Annotated in this window: 14 protein-coding genes; 11 read left to right on the top strand and 3 right to left on the bottom strand. The window is 40.6% G+C overall.

All coding sequences use genetic code 11. The features are described from left to right. Positions 1 to 159 precede the first annotated feature (159 nt). Positions 160 to 3,642 carry a glycoside hydrolase family 2 TIM barrel-domain containing protein gene (locus EL84_RS11280; RefSeq protein WP_047841768.1) on the top strand — a complete coding sequence of 1,161 codons (3,483 nt, stop codon included), beginning with the start codon at positions 160 to 162 and terminating at the stop codon, positions 3,640 to 3,642. Positions 3,643 to 3,750: 108 nt separating this feature from the next. Here the strand turns inward: EL84_RS11280 and EL84_RS11285 are convergent, their stop codons facing one another. After that, positions 3,751 to 4,200, bottom strand: coding sequence for a hypothetical protein (locus EL84_RS11285; protein ID WP_047841769.1), 450 nt, complete (start codon positions 4,198 to 4,200; stop codon positions 3,751 to 3,753). 173 nt (positions 4,201 to 4,373) lie between these two features. Here EL84_RS11285 and EL84_RS11290 point away from each other — a divergent pair, with 173 nt between their 5' ends. Further along, positions 4,374 to 4,847 (top strand): DUF4362 domain-containing protein, encoded by a 474-nt coding sequence (locus EL84_RS11290; protein WP_053061452.1) that lies wholly within the window; start codon positions 4,374 to 4,376, stop codon positions 4,845 to 4,847. A 114-nt stretch (positions 4,848 to 4,961) separates the two neighbouring features. Here the strand turns inward: EL84_RS11290 and EL84_RS11295 are convergent, their stop codons facing one another. Beyond that, on the bottom strand, positions 4,962 to 5,189 hold the full coding sequence (locus EL84_RS11295) for a hypothetical protein (RefSeq protein WP_047841770.1): 228 nt from the start codon (positions 5,187 to 5,189) through the stop codon (positions 4,962 to 4,964). An 89-nt stretch (positions 5,190 to 5,278) separates the two neighbouring features. On the opposite strand from EL84_RS11295, the gene EL84_RS11300 reads away from it, so the two are divergent. The 7 genes from EL84_RS11300 (at position 5,279) to EL84_RS11335 (ending at position 13,546) form a co-directional block, all read left to right on the top strand. Further along, positions 5,279 to 5,659 carry a hypothetical protein gene (locus EL84_RS11300; protein WP_047841771.1) on the top strand — a complete coding sequence of 127 codons (381 nt, stop codon included), beginning with the start codon at positions 5,279 to 5,281 and terminating at the stop codon, positions 5,657 to 5,659. A gap of 398 nt (positions 5,660 to 6,057) precedes the next feature. After that, on the top strand, positions 6,058 to 6,939 hold the full coding sequence (locus tag EL84_RS30805) for a DUF4183 domain-containing protein (protein ID WP_053061453.1): 882 nt from the start codon (positions 6,058 to 6,060) through the stop codon (positions 6,937 to 6,939). A gap of 82 nt (positions 6,940 to 7,021) precedes the next feature. Next, positions 7,022 to 7,306 carry a DUF4183 domain-containing protein gene (locus tag EL84_RS11310; RefSeq protein ID WP_036606220.1) on the top strand — a complete coding sequence of 95 codons (285 nt, stop codon included), beginning with the start codon at positions 7,022 to 7,024 and terminating at the stop codon, positions 7,304 to 7,306. 255 nt (positions 7,307 to 7,561) lie between these two features. Next, positions 7,562 to 8,713, top strand: a complete 1,152-nt coding sequence (locus tag EL84_RS30810) for a WXG100 family type VII secretion target (RefSeq protein ID WP_161799417.1) — start codon at positions 7,562 to 7,564, stop codon at positions 8,711 to 8,713. 3 nt (positions 8,714 to 8,716) lie between these two features. Next, a complete protein-coding gene (locus tag EL84_RS11320; protein WP_047841772.1) occupies positions 8,717 to 9,190 on the top strand; it encodes a hypothetical protein in 474 nt (157 codons plus the stop codon). A gap of 102 nt (positions 9,191 to 9,292) precedes the next feature. Beyond that, complete coding sequence (locus EL84_RS11325) at positions 9,293 to 9,955, top strand: hypothetical protein (RefSeq protein WP_047841773.1); 663 nt, start codon at positions 9,293 to 9,295, stop codon at positions 9,953 to 9,955. A 453-nt stretch (positions 9,956 to 10,408) separates the two neighbouring features. Continuing rightward, on the top strand, positions 10,409 to 13,546 hold the full coding sequence (locus EL84_RS11335; protein WP_047841774.1) for a DUF3427 domain-containing protein: 3,138 nt from the start codon (positions 10,409 to 10,411) through the stop codon (positions 13,544 to 13,546). Between the two features lie 102 nt (positions 13,547 to 13,648). On the opposite strand, the gene EL84_RS11340 is transcribed toward EL84_RS11335, so the two are convergent. After that, positions 13,649 to 14,455: a DNA adenine methylase gene (locus EL84_RS11340; RefSeq protein WP_047841775.1), complete on the bottom strand. Its 807-nt coding sequence runs from the start codon at positions 14,453 to 14,455 to the stop codon at positions 13,649 to 13,651. A gap of 76 nt (positions 14,456 to 14,531) precedes the next feature. Between EL84_RS11340 and EL84_RS11345 the strand changes: the two genes are divergently transcribed. Together EL84_RS11345 and EL84_RS11350 are read left to right on the top strand one after the other, a co-directional pair. Beyond that, positions 14,532 to 17,207 (top strand): SIR2 family NAD-dependent protein deacylase, encoded by a 2,676-nt coding sequence (locus EL84_RS11345; protein WP_047841776.1) that lies wholly within the window; start codon positions 14,532 to 14,534, stop codon positions 17,205 to 17,207. Next, positions 17,191 to 19,341, top strand: coding sequence for a hypothetical protein (locus EL84_RS11350; protein WP_047841777.1), 2,151 nt, complete (start codon positions 17,191 to 17,193; stop codon positions 19,339 to 19,341). Before EL84_RS11345 ends, EL84_RS11350 begins: the two co-directional genes overlap by 17 nt. Positions 19,342 to 19,345: the final 4 nt, after the last annotated feature.

Here is a 19,345-nt window from a genome sequence, read left to right on the forward strand (position 1 = left end):
AAAAATCTTATGAAAAGGAGTTACAGGAAAGAGACTGATGGTATAATCGGGTTATGTGTTATAGTCATACTTGTGTATTACCGAAAAGGTTTTCGGAAAAAGAGACATCTACTGTTGTAACCGCAATCATAATTTACTTCAAGAAAGTGAGAAACTAACATGAATCAGAAGAGACTATTTAATGATGGATGGCAATTTGCGAAAAGTAAGCTGGATGTTACGGAACCTGAGGGTCTGGTGTATGAACCTGTGGAGCTTCCCCATGATTGGCTGATATATAATACGCTTGAACTGTATGAGGACAGCATTGGATGGTACCGCAAGACGTTCCATTACACGAAGGATGAGCAGCAACTTTTGCTTTGTTTTGATGGCGTATACATGGACTCTTCGGTGTATGTGAACGGGCAGCTGGTTGGGGAGTGGAAGTATGGATATTCTGCTTTTGAACATGAGATCACGAATGCAATGGTGGAAGGCGACAATGAGATTGTGGTCAAAGTAGTGCATCAGAGTCCGAACAGCAGATGGTATTCCGGGGCCGGAATCTATCGCCATGTGTGGCTGAAGACGAGAGACCGCAACCATATTGTTACGGATGGGATCTATGTATCCATTAATCAGCAGCCGAATGGCTGGCAGGTGGAAGTAGATACGGAGCTGAACCTGGAACAGAATCAGCAAGCAGAGCTGGTGCATACGATCCGGTATGAAGGTCAGATGGTGGCATCGACGAAGGCGAATGTTACGGCTTCTTTGGGTGAGAATGCGGTCGCATCGGCAGATAGCCAACAGATCATTGTGGAGAATCCAAACCTGTGGAGCCCGGATGCACCGCATCTGTATGAACTGGTGACAGAGCTGCGATTGACCTCAGATGATCAGGAACAACGGACAGTTGAATCGGTGTCACAGCGCATTGGATTCCGGGATATCAAGCTGGATGCCAATGAAGGGTTCCACCTGAATGGAGTCAAGATGAAGCTGAACGGTGTGTGTGAACACCATGATCTTGGGGCGCTGGGAGCGGCGTTTAACCTGACGGCACTGCGCAGAAGATTCGTTTTGCTCAAAGAAATGGGCGTTAACGCCATCCGTACCGCGCATAATATGCCTGCCAAAGAGTTCATGGAACTCGCGGATGAGACGGGTATGCTGGTTGTGTCTGAAGCCTTTGATATGTGGGAACGTGCCAAAACGCCATACGATTATGCGAGATTTTTCCCGGAGTGGGTGCATACCGATGTGAAGAGTTGGGTGAAGCGTGACCGTAACCATGCCAGTCTGATCATGTGGAGTATCGGGAACGAAATCTATGATACCCATGCGGATGAGCGTGGACAGGAAGTAACTCGGATGCTGATGGATTATGTGCTGGAATTTGATCCAAAAGGTAATGCTGGCGTGACGATTGGTTCGAACTACATGCCTTGGGAAAATGCACAAAAATGCGCGGATATCGTGAAGCTGGCAGGCTACAACTACGCGGAAAAATATTACGACAAACATCATGAAGAGCATCCGGACTGGATTATCTATGGTAGTGAAACGTCTTCTGTGGTGCAGAGTCGGGGCATTTATCACTTCCCGTTCGAACAGCCGATTCTGGCAGATGATGACGAGCAGTGCTCGGCTTTGGGTAACAGTACGACGAGCTGGGGCGCGAAGTCGGCAGAATACTGCATCTTGGCAGAGCGGGATACACCGTATTCGCTGGGTCAGTTCCTGTGGACCGGATTCGATTATATCGGAGAGCCGACACCATACCATACGAAGAATTCGTATTTTGGACAGCTGGATACAGCAACGTTCCCGAAAGACTCTTATTACATCTACCAAGCGGCTTGGACGGATTATAAGAAAAGTCCGATGGTTCACCTGTTCCCGTATTGGGATTTCAGCCCGGGTCAGATCATTGATGTACGCGTGTGCAGCAACGCACCGAAGATTGAGCTGCAACTCAACGACAAAACCATTGGCACGTACGATATCGATCATGCCAATGGAACACAGCTGTCAGGCTGGTGGAAAGTGCCGTACGAAGAGGGCGAGCTGAAAGCGATAGCTTACGATGAGAACGGTCAGATCATTGCAACTGATGTGCAAAGATCCTATACGGATGCGAAGAAGATTCGTCTGCAAGCGGATCGGGAGCAGTTGCAAGCCAGTGGCACAGACCTGATTTTTGTAGAAATTGATGTTGAAGATGAAGCGGGTAATCCGGTTCACAATGCAAACAACCGTGTGCAAGTTCAGGTGAGTGGTGCAGGACGATTGCTGGGTCTGGATAACGGGGACAGCACGGACTACGATCCATACAAAGGGTTGAGCAGAAGACTGTTCAGTGGCAAACTGATGGCCATCATCGGAGCGACAAATGAACCTGGAACGGTGCGGATTGAAGTTTCTTCTGAAGGGTTGGATGGAGCTACAGCTGAATTTGAATCTCTAATTGTGGCAGCTGAACTTAATGATGAGAAACAAGTGCAATCTGTCTTCATGAACAATGAAGAACGTCCGGTGCTAACGGGGAATGCTCAGGAGATTCCTTTGCGGAAGATTGAGATCATCAGTACTGCAGGACAGTTGCTCGATCCGTCCAACCCAGAGCTTACTGTAACCGCCAAGCTGTATCCAGAGAACACCTCCTACCGCGACATAGAGTGGGCTGTTGTGAACGATGCAGGAATTGAATCCAACATTGCCAAAGTGGAAGCTGTTCAAGCAGAAACGGGCGATAACGGTGGGCATCAACATGCGGTGAAGGTATCGGCTATAGGTGACGGGGAGTTCAGACTTCGTGCAACCAGTACCAACGGTACGGATAAAACGAAACTCATCTCTCAGCTGGAGTTTAAGGCGGACGGTCTCGGCACAGCCTACAAAGATCCATACGGTTTCATCACGGGCGGACTGTACGATTACACCAAAGGTGAGGTAGGTAACGGCAATGAGCGCGGGGTAGCGACAAGTCGGGATGGAGAGACGCACGTAGGTTTCCGTAATATTGACTTCGGACCGTACGGCTCTGATACCATAACGATTCCTATTTTCACGCTATCCACTGAGGATTACTTCATTCAGATCTGGGAAGGTATGCCGGATGAAGAAGGAAGTACGATGATCGCAGATGTGGTGTATGACAAAGAGTCCATCTGGAATGTATACCAGGAGGAGACGTATCAATTGTCCAAACGCCTTAGCGGGATTACGTCGATCTGTTTTGTACTGAAACAGAAGATTCATATTAAAGGATTTTCTTTCGAACGTCAGAGTCGGGCCTTCGAGCAGAATGCGGCTGCATCCTGTGACCATCTCTATGGAGATACGTTTAAAATTGAGGGTGACCGTGTTGAAGGTATCGGGAACAACGTGTCGCTGGAGTTTGAAAATATGGACTTTACGGCAGAAGGCACGTCCAAGCTCGTGATCTACGGCCATTCACCGATTGATAAGAATACGATTCATATTCGCTTCGCAGGTGCGGACGGACAGAGCAACCAGCTGGTTGAGTTCACACAGTCGAGTGGATATGAGGAGCGGGTGTTTGAGCTTGAGCAAGTGACAGGTGTGCAGAAAGTAAGCTTTATTTTCCTGCCAGGCAGTCAGTTTGACTTTGGCTGGTTCCGATTCGAGAAATAAATGTGATCGAAATATAAAACCCCTTCAAGCAGGCATCGGTTCATGGGAACGTGGATCTGAATCGCTTGCGTGAAGGGTTTTTCTTGTATGTAGGTGTGAGAGAAAACATCAATGAAACTGCTCTGCTTCAACTGAGAGATCTAAGTGATGACCTATTCTGCTATAAATGTACAACTTAATATCCGTGTCTTGTAATGCAAGCAGATTGATCGTTTTATCACTATTTCCGTTGATAGATGTTTCCATAGGTTCACTTACTTCATCTACATACATCTTCACATATACCATGTGGTTGCTGTTGTTTTCAATCGATATGTTGGCATGTGTCCCATTCGAAGCAACCATTGTGAAGCTGCCGTTGTATGCGGAACGACCTTCATGTTGAGTTGGGGCAATGAGTAGAACAGGTGTAGATGTTGGAAAGGATTGCTCCATTTCATGGGCAAAACCGGTTGACTGCCGTTCGTTTATTAAAGCTAGAGTAGCTGTATTGGCCGAATGGGTGGATATGAGTACAGATAGAGCCAGTGCTACACCGAGCATTGTTTTTAACGTCATTAAATTAACCCCCCTGCTGAATGATAAAATACTAAAATTTCCGTTGTTGTTAACTATACATTTCTATGATTCTAAACGTTTAGGACAACGAGGGAGTTACAGATAAATTACAAATTAAGCATAATCATGCAACAAAGGATAGTATTGAACCGTTTCATACATGAGGTGATGGAATGAGAAAAAGTATGCTTATCCTATCGTTAGCTTTAATGCTGTTAACTGCCTGTGAAGCAAATGATCCAACAACGAATGCTTCCGGAATTACGCAAGCTTTTCCAGAAATTATCGAGCCCCATAATCCAGAGCAAGCGGAGCAAAGCGGGGATGTGGTTGTGCTTCATGGAGGCATACGGAACGAAGATAAGTGGAACACTTTTATGAAGAATGTGGAGAAAAAACAGCAGGATCAGGTTCGTGTAACGATGTATACCATTGAAGGTGGGCCCATTATTCAGGAATTGATCTATGATGGTACAGCTATTCAATCGACTTACGATAACTCAAGGGATGCCTATGGCTCCAAACAGGGAATGAAGACTGACACCTGCAAAGGGATCGGGACAATGAAGAGTGAGCAGGGACATATTTTTTACGTGTTAACCGGGTGTGAGAAGGAAGAGAACCCCTTTTGGATGCCTAAGTTGTAAATGAGATGTATCCACATGCAAATTCTTAATAAAAACTGTGAAGCCGAGGCTGGTATGCAGGTTTTTGTTTCTATTTGAAAGGTGAAAAATCGAAATTTTATCTGTACAAAGCATTTACTGTCCATCGCCCTGAATCTCATAATCCAACTGCACTTCATGATCTGTATAGGTTGCATTATGCATTGTGATGGTAAGCTCATCTACTGTTTTGGTTTGAAATGGGATGTTTGAATCGGGAAGTTCGGATTCTTCTTTATTAGTTACAGAAAAATAAAGCACAAGTTGAAGTATCAATATGATAAGAGCAATAATGATAAAGATGATGATATTCCTTTTGCTCAATGTGCATCTTCCTTTCAGCGAATAGATTTTTAATGAAGTGAATTTAGTGATTAATAACCAATTATATCATATTTTGGGTGGTGATATAAATGAAGAGGCTTTGGGTGTTATGTATTTTGATACTTTTAGTGACAGGGTGTGGTCAGAACAATAGAGAGAAAGCCATTGATTATCTAACGCAAAATCAAAGAAATGATGCATCACTCATTGTATTTACCGACCGACCTTCGGAGCGACTATTTATTGTTGAGTTACAGACGCAATTAAATGAAGTGAATAACGAGAATTTGAGGGCAGAAGGCCCAATAACTAACGTAACCTTTTATAATGTCCGTGATGAAAATAAGTTTAATTATGAGAAGATTTTTGGTCTGAAATCATATCCGTACATGATCCTGTTCGAGAAAGGCGAGATTACACTGGAGACGCATGAACCGGAAGAGATCGTTCAGCATTTTAAGAAGAGGTGAGAGTCTACTAAAAAGAAGTTTGATCCCGATGGATCGTCTGAGTTAAACATACAGTGAGGTCCTACTGGGGAAACAATGAAGCCATGCTGGCAAAACAAAGGACAACTATAGCAGGACTCTTGTCTTTTTTATTGGGCTTCCCTCATAGTTATTCGCACACTCTCCGAATGTGCTAAGGACATAGTATAGGGCATATATACTGTGTGCCTTGGCCTAAGGAGATGACCATTTTGAAGTATCCGAACAAGAGGACAGCCACCCTCAACAAATTAAGGCCCAGTCGTTCTACGTCGAAATGCAGAAACAAACACTTGGGAAAGCGAAAGAGATGCCATATTATCCGTAGGTCTTATCGGAGAAAGCGCTGCTCACCGAAGCGTCCATTAAGATCACAGAAAATGGCCCGTGACAAAAAAGTCATTGCATTACCGAGAGGGGGAGGCAGCAACCCGGTATGTTGTGAGCCCGGCCCTCTGCTCGCTCCGTTGAGACAACATGAATTGGAGACTGTGAGTCTCCCTGGAACGCAAGGTGTGGCAGGTGCCCAAGGCCCCGCAGGCCCTCACGGCGGGCCGGGTCAACAAGGGGTTCCCGGAGCGCAGGGTCCCGCAGGCCCTCACGGCGGACCGGGTCAACAAGGGGTTCCCGGAGCGCAGGGTCCTGTTGGTCCTCACGGCGGGCTGGGTCAACCGGGAGTTCCCGGAGCGCAGGGTCCGGCAGGTCCTCAGGGTGAATCGGGTCAACGGGGAGTTCCCGGAGCGCAAGGCCCCGCAGGCCCTCAAGGTGAATCGGGTCAACCCGGAGTTCCCGGGCAAGGTCCCGCAGGGCCTCAAGGTGAACCGGGTCAAGCAGGACTTCCCGGAGCGCAGGGTCCGGCAGGTCCTCAGGGTGAGCCAGGTCAACCGGGAACTCCCGGAGTCCAAGGACCAACGGGTCCCCCAGGTGAGCAAGGTCCGCCGGGCACCGTACCCGGAATTGAAATCATTCCTACGGCAAACCGCTACTTCTATTTTCCGGACACCGATCTGGATTTGTCGGCATCGGTTGTAATTCCTGCCACAGAATTCACAAATGACGATGGCGACAGCATAACCGAATTTGCCGGGGGTGGACTTACTAGTTTCAACAATCTTTATATAAACGGGATTGTCCAACCAGGAAACTCATACAGTGTAAGTGCGGAGAGGTTGTTTTTTTCGTCACAAAACGGTGTGATCTTTGCAGGGACACCTATCACTATCGAGATAATTATAATAACAGTCAATATCACAAATGGTTAAAATTGGTTTTAGTTGCTGGTTCCTTTGCCTTCACTACTCCCAAACCTACCACATATACTATGTTAGGTAGGAGGTGAGAAACATGCCACTTGTGACACCCTTTCAGAACAGTTTAAGATTTGTTGCAACCATTGGTGATGGGACCGGCACTGGGGCAACGTTTGCTATTGCTGCGACTGCTTTTACAAACGACGCTGGTGTAGCTGCAACCGCATTTCCAGGCACCTACAACTACTACAATCTTTATATTAATGGCCTTATGCAAACAGCAGATACCTCCTCGGCTACGACGACTACAATTACAATTCCCGGTGGAGATGCATTAAATGATGGAACTCCAATTGTTGTACAATTTGTAGTGTCTTAAAGAAGGTTTAATCCTACTGTATCGTTATCTTGTGCGACTTCTATCTGTGATAGAAGTCGTTCTTTTTGTACAAGATACCCAGTCGACTCAACGGCATTCATCTATGCATTAATGTGCAAATATATTTACCCAAGGATGTTGCCCAACTACCGGATAACCTCTGAGGAAATGATCCTTCCGTTTGATTCCAATCTTCCTTCTTACTTGTTAAAATTTAGGTACATAAACTATGGTCAGGTTGGCGGTGAAGATAGGATGCAACGTATTCAGGTACATCCCGATGTGTTAGACGATAAAACTCGATTGGTCCAGCAGAAGAAACAGGAACTGGAGCGAATGGTCTGGGAACTAGAGAAATCCATCTATATGTTGCAATCCGATTGGTCGGGTGTGACCGGAGAGCGTTTCTTCTGGGATTTTATGCAGGCAAAAGAAGTGTTCCCGACTACACTCGGGCTGTTGGACGAAATCCAGAAAGAGTTTACGTTTATCGCAAAGAACTTTAGAACAACGGACGGCTCAGGCGAGGTGGCGTTGTACATCCCAGAAGAGCTGAAGCGCAATTTCGCTGTAGGGCTGCTTGATAAATCAGTAGGAGAAACAATAACGGGAATGGGGCAGACGGCAGAAGCTTTCTTCGATAACCCGTTCAGTACAATAGGCAGTGTGGCATATGCCATGACAGTGGGCAAAGTTGTAGACGTTGGGCGTGGTATTCAATTTGCATGGGATACCGCTTGGGGTACAGGAACAGCGAGGTCAGATATAGAGCAATTTGTAGAAGAGCAGAAGAAACAGATCGATGAGAGTGGTGCAGGGTATTACGGTGGAGCGATGACTGGGCAGGCTTTGGCGTATGTTTTGTTTGGCAAAGCTTTACGTTCGAAGGACGACATTGGGTCGGGCGGAGGAAAGCCGGAGTCGGAGAAGGGGAAAGGCGGGACAGGTAATAGAGATATGACTGAGCCTACCCTACCCTCGGGAAGCAAACCAACGGGAAATTATGGAGTAGGTGATTCTCATGGGATAAAGAAACAAAATGAAACTGCTGACTTCTTAGCTGAACAAGGTTATGAAATCAAAATGTTAGACGAAATAAATGGCGGAAATGGCTATGGAATCAAGGCAACTTCTAATCCTGACTTTTTAATTCACGGTAAGGTTTTTGACTGTTACTCGCCTAAGGAAGATGCAAACGTAGATAATATTCTTCGAAACATAGCAACGAAAACTAAAACGCAAGCGGAAAGAATCGTTGTTAACCTAGATGAATTTCCCACTGAAAAAGTTAGTGAACTTAGTCAAGGAATTATCAGAAAAGCAAATCCAACCGGAGATTTGAAAAATCTGAAAGAGATTTTATTCGTTAAGGATGGTAACATAACACGGGTGTTTGGGGAGGATTAATAGATGGACTATGAAATATTTTTACAAAGTAAGCTCGATCGTAATTCTTTGGGGAAACTGATCGAGCAATATGTCACTGAATCGGTTGTTGAGAAAGCTTCATTCCAAAGTAATGCAGAGGAAATAGTAATTGGCAGTAGATTTTTTACGTTGCATCTTGAAATTGAGGATATTTCTGATATCACTTTTGTTCGACAGCATTATAACTTAGATGTGAATGTATGCATTAGAACTCAATTGTTTGGCAGTACTTTTTCTGAAGGTATAGAGCATATTTTCAGCATTATTAGTAAGCTAATAAAACATACTGAGGGAAATCTTTTATTCCTAGAAGATGGTTCTACTCAACTACTTAGAATGGAGAATGGTCTGTTGGTGGTTAATAATCGGTTGGATGAATATCAAACTAAATACCTAACTCCAAGCCTTCTTCTTTTACTTGACCGTCCTTATATTGAAAAGGAATTATCAAGTTAAAAAAAGCAGCAGGTAATGAAATAATGATACTACTCAAAGGCACTTCTACCAGGCAAACGTAGAGGTGCTTCTTACTATAAAATCCTAGGAGAACGGTTCGCTATGATACTAAAAAAACGAACTTTAATAATCGGATGCTGCATTGGCTTTGTATTTTTACTTGTTCTAACCTATAGCTTTTATAAAGAAAAAAGAATGTATGAACAGTATCTAACGATGAATGTACGACAAGATATGGTTGATATGAAAAGTGCGATTATAAATAATGATATTTTATTTGACCAAATACTTAAGAATGAGAAAATAACAAACGAGATGGTTGAGGATGGAGAACAAGCAAGCCAGCTCTATCACAACTTTACAAATATGACGCAGATTATAGATAAGTATAACTTGATGAATCTAAATTTCAGTGAAGAAGCTAACTGGCTGGTAAAACCCGCATCTTTTTTCACAAACGATCTAGGTCAAGAGGATGTAATGCCACCTACACTTTACCGCATGCAAAAGACGTTCGAGAGACTGGACTTAACCAGTTATCCTGTAACAGCTGAACTTAAAGCCAAGGTCGAGGAGTATCAGCAGTTAAATCATCGATGGCTCAACATTGTTGGGGATTTTGAATCCAAGGAAACTAACGAGAAGGATTGGCCCCAAATCTTGAATGATTTGGAGTTAAAGACCCGAAATTATTTTCAAGAGATTAATGTGGATTTTGTTGGTGATGACGTTTGGAGAGACGCATTAAATCCAAGGTACCAATGATAATTATGAGTGTGATTGATGTCTAATAAATTTAAGAGGTTCTTTGGTATGAAAGGAGATGAGGAGCATAGCCATCCTAGAAATATTTAATGAATTAGCAGTGGTTCTTTTACTCATTGGTACCTTCTTTTACTTTCTAGAGTTACGTAAAATCAAAAGGCAAAGGAAACTAACGGTTATAGAATACATCATGTACGTCACGATTCAAGTTGGGTACTTACTTTGGGCAGGAAGCCGATTGATCATGTTAATTTCATAATAGCTCTATTAAAAGTGGAGTACTCCCGCCGTTCAGAGGCAATAGAGAGTGCTCCTTTCTCTTATATTCGAACAACTAATGAAAATATCCCCATACTGGACGATAATAGATTAGAGAACATTCTACCTATTCCAAATCATTAGCTGAATCCCTTACATATCCACAACCATCCTACACCCACAAGAGGTATATTCATGAAACAAGGTATATATGAACAGCTTATCAACACCATCACCAGACAGGAGATTTCGGCGCTGGACCCGGATGTGTATAACATTGGGACCGAGAAGTTGGATGCAGAGGAAGCGCGCAAGCTAATGTCCACATATTTGGCGGCGGTGACGCGGCGAGCGCTCAAGATTGTGCGGGAACAGACGGAAGATAAGACGGCAGTGTTGGCGCAGATCCGAACGTGTAATGAGATTATTGCTACCCTGAAAGGCACACTGGGGGAAGAAGAATACAACGAATTGCAACTGGATGAGCAGGGGGAAGTCTTGACTCATGTGTATTCCAAACTGAACAGCATTCGTGCGGTCCGGGATACCAAAATCGTTCGTCCAGATACGCCGATCTCCCAAAGCTCTTTGTTCACAGGTGCCAAGTCCGAGCCGAGTATGTTATTGGAGTTGCAAAAGGAGATCGTGACAGCCGATCGGATCGATTGGCTGGTATCGTTTATCAAATTCAGCGGGCTTCGCCTACTTCTGGAACAGCTTCAACAATTCACGGCGAGCGGTGGCAAGCTGCGTATCATCACAACTACATACATGGAAGCAACCGACCTGAAGGCCATTACTGAACTCAGCAAATTACCTAACACAGAAATCCAGATTTCGTATGATACCAAAGTGACACGGCTGCACGCCAAAACGTACATTTTCCACCGTGATACTGGATTCACCACAGCCTATGTCGGCTCCTCTAACCTATCCAACCCAGCGCTGACCAGTGGTATGGAGTGGAACCTCAAGGTGACGGAGAAGGATTCACTCGACGTGCTGCGCAAGATTGAAGCGACCTTCGAGAGTTACTGGAATGACCGTGAATTCACGCGATATGTAGCTGAGGATGAAGGGCATGAGGCACAGTTGAAGGCGGCTCTGAATCGTAAAAAAGATCAGTCCAACCACTTTCACCTCGACATCCAGCCTTACGATTATCAAAAGGAAGTGCTGGAACAGCTGGACGCCGAGCGTACGCTGTATGGACGAACCCGCAACCTGATCGTCGCCGCCACAGGCGTTGGCAAAACAGTCATCTCTGCCTTCGACTACAAGCGATTCCGGGCAAGCCATGCGGGAGCTAAGCTTCTTTTTGTCGCCCATCGGGAAGAAATCTTGAAGCAAAGTCGGGACACGTTCCGGTATATCCTGAAGGATATGAACTTTGGTGAGCTGCATGTCGGGAATTACCGAGCAGAGACGCTGGATCACTTGTTTGTTAGTATTCAGAGTCTTAACTCCATGAAGCTGACGGAGATCACCAGCCCAGACTATTACGATTACATCATTGTGGATGAATTCCATCATGCGGCTGCACCTTCATACCAGAAGCTGTTGTCCCATTACGAACCGAAGATTTTGCTGGGACTCACCGCGACGCCTGAACGGATGGATGGCAAAGACATTACCGCCTACTTCGATCATACGATTGCCGCCGAGATCCGTCTGACCGATGCGATTGATCGGAAGTTATTGAGTCCTTTTCAATATTTTGGCGTCACCGATACTGTCGATCTATCTCAGGTGAAGTGGTCGCGTAAAGGCTACGATCTGAACGAGCTGGAAAAGCTCTACACTCATAACAAAATCCGTGCCAACCAGATCATCCAAAGTCTGAACAAATACGTAACCGATCTGGACGAGGTGAAGGGACTTGGTTTCTGCGTAGGGGTGGATCATGCGATGTATATGGCAAAAATATTTAACGAAGTCGGCATTCCATCCATAGCCCTGCATGGCGGGTCGAGCGAACAGGAACGTCATTCTGCGAAAGGACAGCTGGTGAACGGGGAACTGCGCATGATCTTTGTCGTGGATCTGTACAATGAGGGCGTGGATATCCCTGAGGTGAACACCATTCTGTTCCTGCGTCCTACCGAAAGTCTGACCGTATTCCTGCAACAGTTGGGACGTGGACTACGGATGGCGGAAGGCAAAGAGTGCCTGACCGTGCTCGACTTCATCGGGCAAGCGCACCAGGAGTACAGGTTCCAGGATAAATTCCGCGCCCTGATCGGCGCTACCAAACATTCCATCTCGTACTACGTCGAGAATGGCTTCTCGAACCTACCTCGTGGGACGTTCATTCAATTGGAAAAACAAGCGAAGGAATACGTCATGCGCAACCTCAAGCAGATGAGTCGTAATCGCAGAGCGTTGATCCAGAAGCTTCAAACCTTCCAACAAGACACTGGACTGCCACTGACCTTGGCTCATTTTGTAGAGCATCACGGGATGACACTATATGAATTGTATGGTGGACGCACGGGCAAAAGGTATTTCCGTGGCATGTTGGCCGAAGCCGGATTAACAGCACCTATAGAAGATGAACACGAAGAGTACATCCGCAGATTGCCATCTGTGTTAACGATCAACTCCCGAAGCTGGCTGACGTTCCTGATCGACTTTGTTGAAAAAGGCAAAGAAGCAACCACCGCCGATGAACGGCGAATGTTGATCATGTTCTATTACACCTTCCATCGGGCTGCGCCCGAGAAGCTAGGACTGAGCAGCATCGAAGAGGGTGTGCAGCGTGTGCTTTCTTCTGAGGCATTCCGAGCAGAGCTTGTGGATATTTTCAAATATAATCTGGCTCATCTACGATTTGTGGATAAAAGAAATTCGTTTCCGTACACTTGTCCACTGGATATCCACTGTATGTACTCAATAGACCAAGTGCTTGCCGCCTTTGGCTACTGGAACGCTGAGCAATCACCCGCCTTCCGTGAAGGCGTGAAGTATTTTGCCAATGAGCAGACTGATATTTTCTTCATTACGTTGAACAAATCGGACAAAGACTTCTCACCCTCCACACTGTACGAGGACTATGCGATTAACGAGCGCTTATTCCACTGGCAGACTCAGAGCCGGGTGTCAGAGCATACGGCTACCGCGCAGCGGTATATTCATCATCGAGAGACAGGTAACCGGATCGTGCTGTTCGTGAGGGAATATAAAGAGGAACATAACTATACGTCTCCATTTGTATTTCTGGGTGAAGCCGATTATGTGAGTCATGAAGGGAACAAACCTATGAGCTTTGTATGGCGACTGCGGGAAGAGATGCCTGCGAAAATGATAGCGGTAGCAAATAAGTGTATTGTTTGAAATATGGGTATCTGCAGCAAAATATTTTTTGCTTTTATTAAAATTCCAAAGACAATATAATGTAAGAGAACTGGTATATTATATTGTCATAAAATTACTAAATTATATGTTAGTGATAAATAGTTCTTTTCCTTTATTATCTTTTTTTTTCGAATTTACAGTATAGTACCAAGTTTCTGGAATAATATTAGCCCAACTGTAAAGTTCTCGTACTTCAGGACAATCATCTATAGTTAGGAAAAATTTATGCTCAGTATTTTGGAGCAGATATGCTAAATAGCTATGTTCTTCAGGTGTCATACTAACAGGGTATAACTTACTCCCCTTAACGTAGTATGGGGGATCTAGCATTAATAGGACATTATTTCCTGGAGCCGTAATAACTTCGCTGTAATCAATTGATGTAATCAAAGTTTTTTGAAGTCTGTTTGAGCATTCTATAATTCTTTTGCAAAGCATCTCCTTGCTCCATCTACAATCAATTTTCCAAGCAGAAAGTTGTTTAAGTCCTCCAATAGGATTTGCATTGTAAATACCTGAATAGTTTGTCCTGTTAAAAAACAAAAACCTAAATGCTCTTATTAACCTACTTTCGCTAAGTTCTTGAGATCGATAATAGTGCCATAATTCAAGAGTAGGCTGAATATTCCATATCATTTCACACAGTTGAATTGGATTATCTCTAACAGAAAGTAAAAAACTTTCAATATTTATGTCTTTATCGTTGAGCCAACTGTTCTCCACCAATTGTTTCTTTCCAAAAAAAATAGCCCCTCCTCCAACAAAGGGCTCACGATACTCGCTGTGTTCAATGTTAAGGTAAGTTTCAAACTTTTTTAATACTTTACTTTTAGACCCTGGGAATCTTAAAGGTGATTTTGTAGGCTTAGAATATCCACTTGATTGCATTGATTCTCACATCCTCACAGCAATTTTATCACATATAAATTATTTTGGCCATAAAAATTAGGAGTCGGTGATTATTATGAATAGTTCAAATCTGAATATAAAGAAAATTGCAGAATTACTTCTTAATAAAAAAAATAGAACTGGGACTGGTATTGTTTTTGTACTTGGCGCTGGTTTTTCAATGAGAGATAAAGATGACCCTAGCTCCAAAGGATTAGGAAGTGGTTGGGAATTATCTAAATATTTAGGAGATGAACTTTGTATGAGTGAGCTAGAAACATTGCAAAGAACATCTGAATATTATGAAGTGGTTAATGGAAAGGCGGAACTTATAGATTCGGTTAAAAGGTATATAAAATCTAACCTTGTAGTACAAGATAGCCATAGACACATGGCAAGATTGATAAATGAAGTAGGAGAATTGAATGAACTGATTTTTACTGTTAACTATGACAATTTATTAGAGTCTTGCTACAGAGATGAATTTGGAACAGATCTAGAAGTTTGGAAGAGAGGAGAGCCATATAATTCTAAAAAAAATCTTTATAAAATTCATGGTTGTATCTCCTCGGAGAGTCAATTTGTGCTCACTTCAGAGGACTATTATAATGTGAAATCTGATGAAAATTTAATGAAGACTTTATATACAGTTTTTCGCTCACATAGTTGTGTATTTATAGGTTTTAGTATGGAAGATCAAGATTTAATAGATATATTATTTAATATAAGAAAATTAAATGATGATAATACTTTTTTAAAACATTATTTAGTTATACCAGAAGAAGGATTAAATGAATGGCGTATTGAATACTTGAGCAAAAAAATAAATATACAGCATATTGCTTTGAAAAGTAGTGTTTTTTTAGAGGAGTTAGTAGATGAATTTAAAAAAAAAAACAAAGATGACCAAATAAATGGATATTTGCAAGATTCAATAAATAACTTGCTAGGTAAAAACAAAGAATATCCTAATGAATTAGTAACAATACAAATGATTGAAAGATCTAATTTGATACAATATGACGTTGAACGATATAGTTATCTTATATTATTCTCTCAATTTCATCATAAAAACTATTGGTATATTTTTAATAATATTTCTTTCGTACAAGGAGTTGAGTTATGTAGATATTATGAGCAAGTTTTTATGCCTAATAGAGATTTTAAAAAAAGTATAACCAATAATATAATTTCAATATTTATGAAGGGAATAATTGAGAGAGAAAAAGAAATATCGATTGAAAAAGTTGATATTTTAATTAATTTGTTAATTGAGACTGAATTGCCCATTGAAGATTCGAAAGATGCAATACATAGGTTATTTGATTTTGCGAATGATTACCAAAAACTAAGAATGTTCAGTTTGATTTTACAGCATGATGTAATTGATATGGAGTTTTTTGAATCGAATTTTTTTACTATATATGTAAATAAAGATGCTGAGGATTTTGAATATTATATAACAAAATCTATTGTAAGCTGTTCTAACAAAAACAAACTTGCTACTCTATCAAAATTCTTCGAAACAGGCTTTATAAGAGACATTTTAAATCTAAAGATATGTATATTAACATTTGATGTGAATAATATGGATCTACTTGACTCCAAATTATTTAAACCAGAGTTAAGTCATTTTATCGAACAAATAAATCAAGAAGCAATAATTATTAAAGATAAAATGGCATCATTGTGGACAAGCCCTCTGTATGATGGTTCTAATTCTGTTAACAGCATATATCCTTTAAGCGAAGAAGTTAGCACTCCAGAGATACTTAATAAAGGAGATTATATTAACTCAAGGCTGATAATAGGAAAGGAATATGGATGTATTCTATCAGCAGACAGAAAACTCATGACTATCAATTTAGAAAGTGGATCGCCAAAAATTATTGATAGTGTTAACAATGTAAATATGGGCCCCATTATAGCAACAGATCACGTAGGTTGTGCAACAAATGATGAAATTTGCTTGTATGATCTGAAAGGTGAGTTATTACAAACTGAATTTTTAATTGGTGAGAGAGTTGTATCTATGAAAACAGATACTAATGAAATATGGGGTTTAACAAATTTGGGTAATTTTATAACTTTAAATGAGAAGTACTCTTTTTGTTCTGAGATACCCTCTACTAGGAAGCATCAGTATAAAGATTTTTTAATATTTGATTCATATTTTGTTTTTGTGACAGAACAAAGTCTAATAATTTTCAAAAAACTTGACAATCAAATGGGAGATTTCATAGAAGAAATTGATACTACTGATATTTTAAAAGTTATAGGAATAAATAATATATGTTATATAATCACATCTCGCTCTATATCGAGATTGGATTTAACAAAAGGGAGCAACTATGTTGTTACCTACGATTTAACAGATAATATTAAGAGTAAACCCATTGTAGTTGAGTCAGTCAACACTCTTATATTTGCATCTAATGAAAGAATGTTAAGAGTCATATTTAATGATTCTGCAGCATTTCATAGAGTTGTATACCAAGGTGAGTCAGATGAGTCTATTGAAGAATTAATAAGCTGTAATGGTCTTTTGGCGATGATAACAAAAAATAATAAATTTGTTATATTGAAGAGTTTTGGTGAACAGTTTAAGGCCACTACTGAAATAAATCTAGATTATAATTCTGAAGGATATAATTTGAGTTGCGGCTACGGTGCCCTTTATATTACATCAAATGATGTAATTTATGTGATAAAGAATAGAGAGGCGGTAATAAACGATGAGCACGTGGCATGATGAGAACGTCATACTAAATAAAGAATTGATTGAGGAGATAAAAAATCACTTTACAGTTTCTAGTATTTCCAACGAATATACCATGAAAATATTTCAGGAAAATGACCAGCAGAGGTTCAAATATATAAACAAACTTTCCCTTGTTAACTTAAGTATTAATAACATTGAGAATAGGGAAGGAATAACTCTAACAACCGATTCCAAAGGAAAAGTATTCGAGGTCACTGGAACTAATCAAAGATTTAAAACAACTTCATTAATATTAGTTGCTCTGATGCTAGGGTATAATTTTATTGATGCAACGGACGTAATATCATCTAATCAAATTCAGACTCAGGTTGGTAAACTTACGTCCACTCTTTTCAGTAAAAATGAAACAAAAGTGCTGTTTGAGATTAATAATGAAGAGAATCATTATGTTTTCGAAAAAACTGAAAGTGAGATAAACATAAGGTTTAATGAATGGGTTACTACAATCAGTCTACATGAAACCGAATTTGATAGTGCCTATAAAACGTTCATATCGTTTATTTCTCCAATGAATATAGCTGAACCTCAGTTTATTTCAAAGGGAAGAAATTTTGTAGGGAATGTCCACAAAGAGATAAGGGAAGAATTTTTAAATACTTTAAAATCAATTGAGAGCAGACTATCTGAGGTTGTCATAAAAGCTCTAAATACTACAAGCGAGAAAAATAGAATAAAAACTGAGGCTGAGGTTACCAGTCATTTAGTATATGTAAAAAAAGCTGTGCAAATTCTAAATAAAATATACATTCCACTTAATGTTATTTATTTTATGCAACATCAGATTATTCCTGAAATGTATAATAATTTTACAGTAGGTTTCTTGAGAAAGAGTATTATAAAAAATGAAATTAGTTTAGTTGATCTTAGAGAGAAATATAAAAAATACGAAATTTCAAAATTAGATGCTAGTGAAAAGATTGTGTCAATAATTGAAATAATTAATAAATCCGCCGAAGATCTCCCAATGAAATTTTCTATTAATGGTATAAAGCAACAAATACAATTATTTGAAGTAGAATGGGATGAGCTAACTCCAGAATCGAACTTGGGGCTTTCTAACGTATACCCTGGTGATTTTCAAGGTAGAATAGTTCCGTTTAATGTATCTAGTACCTTTTTTTCTAATATAAGCGTTACAACAGTGCAGAATTATATTAATACAATGGAAATTTTATCTTCAATTCATAGTAAAATTATTGATTTGAAAAGAGTAATTATGTTCTATAAAGAAGAGCTGTTCGCTAATGTTGAATATTTGAATATCAATGGAAAGTATATTTCTACAACTTTAAATGAGATTAAAGAAATAGAAAAAGATAAAAAAGATCAAGAAAAAATATTAGCTCTTTTGGATTATGTAGATATAAGTTCTGAAGAAGAGTTATTAAAAGATATATTTGAGAAGTTTTATAAACATGAACAATTTATTTTATCCCAACATTTATTTAAATGCTTAAGCAAGATTGATCTAGATTATGAAAATAGTGACAAAGAAAATCTTATGAAAGATATAATAATGTATGAACAGGAATTGATTAAGTCTAAGCAAATGGGGAAAAATGTACTTCTTTTTCCAAAGAAATTTCAAGATACCAAGGAAATGTCTAAGATTTTACAAGATTTAAGAGCAGTATATAATTATCTATCATTAGATTCTTTAATAGAAAAAAAAGAGAAAGTATCTGTTGTGAAAGCTTCGAAAGAAACTGGATTGCATGCATCCGTTATAAAATTATTCAACAATTATATGGCTAAACGATGTAAATATTACTTTGAAGTGATTACTCAGAACAATATAAGAAAAATTCCTCTAATAGATTATGACTACGAGGAAAAAGAGTTTGATATTGGAACAACAAAAGTAAGTACCAGAGAGGGCATTAGTGGAGGTACGGATTCGGCTATGACAGTAGTCAGCTTTGCATCGAAAAGTAGTTTATCTAAATTTGGAATAATTCTATTAGTTGATGAATGGGGGGATGTTGGGGAGGGTCTTGCCAAAAAAACATATGAAACTTTAGAAGAAGTAGATTGTTTTGGAATGGGCATATTTGTTAAAGTGGATCATGAGAAAGATAAAATAAGTATCAATTCCATAATGTAAATGA

The organism is Paenibacillus sp. VT-400 (assembly GCF_001029205.1).
GTDB lineage: Bacteria > Bacillota > Bacilli > Paenibacillales > Paenibacillaceae > Paenibacillus > Paenibacillus amylolyticus.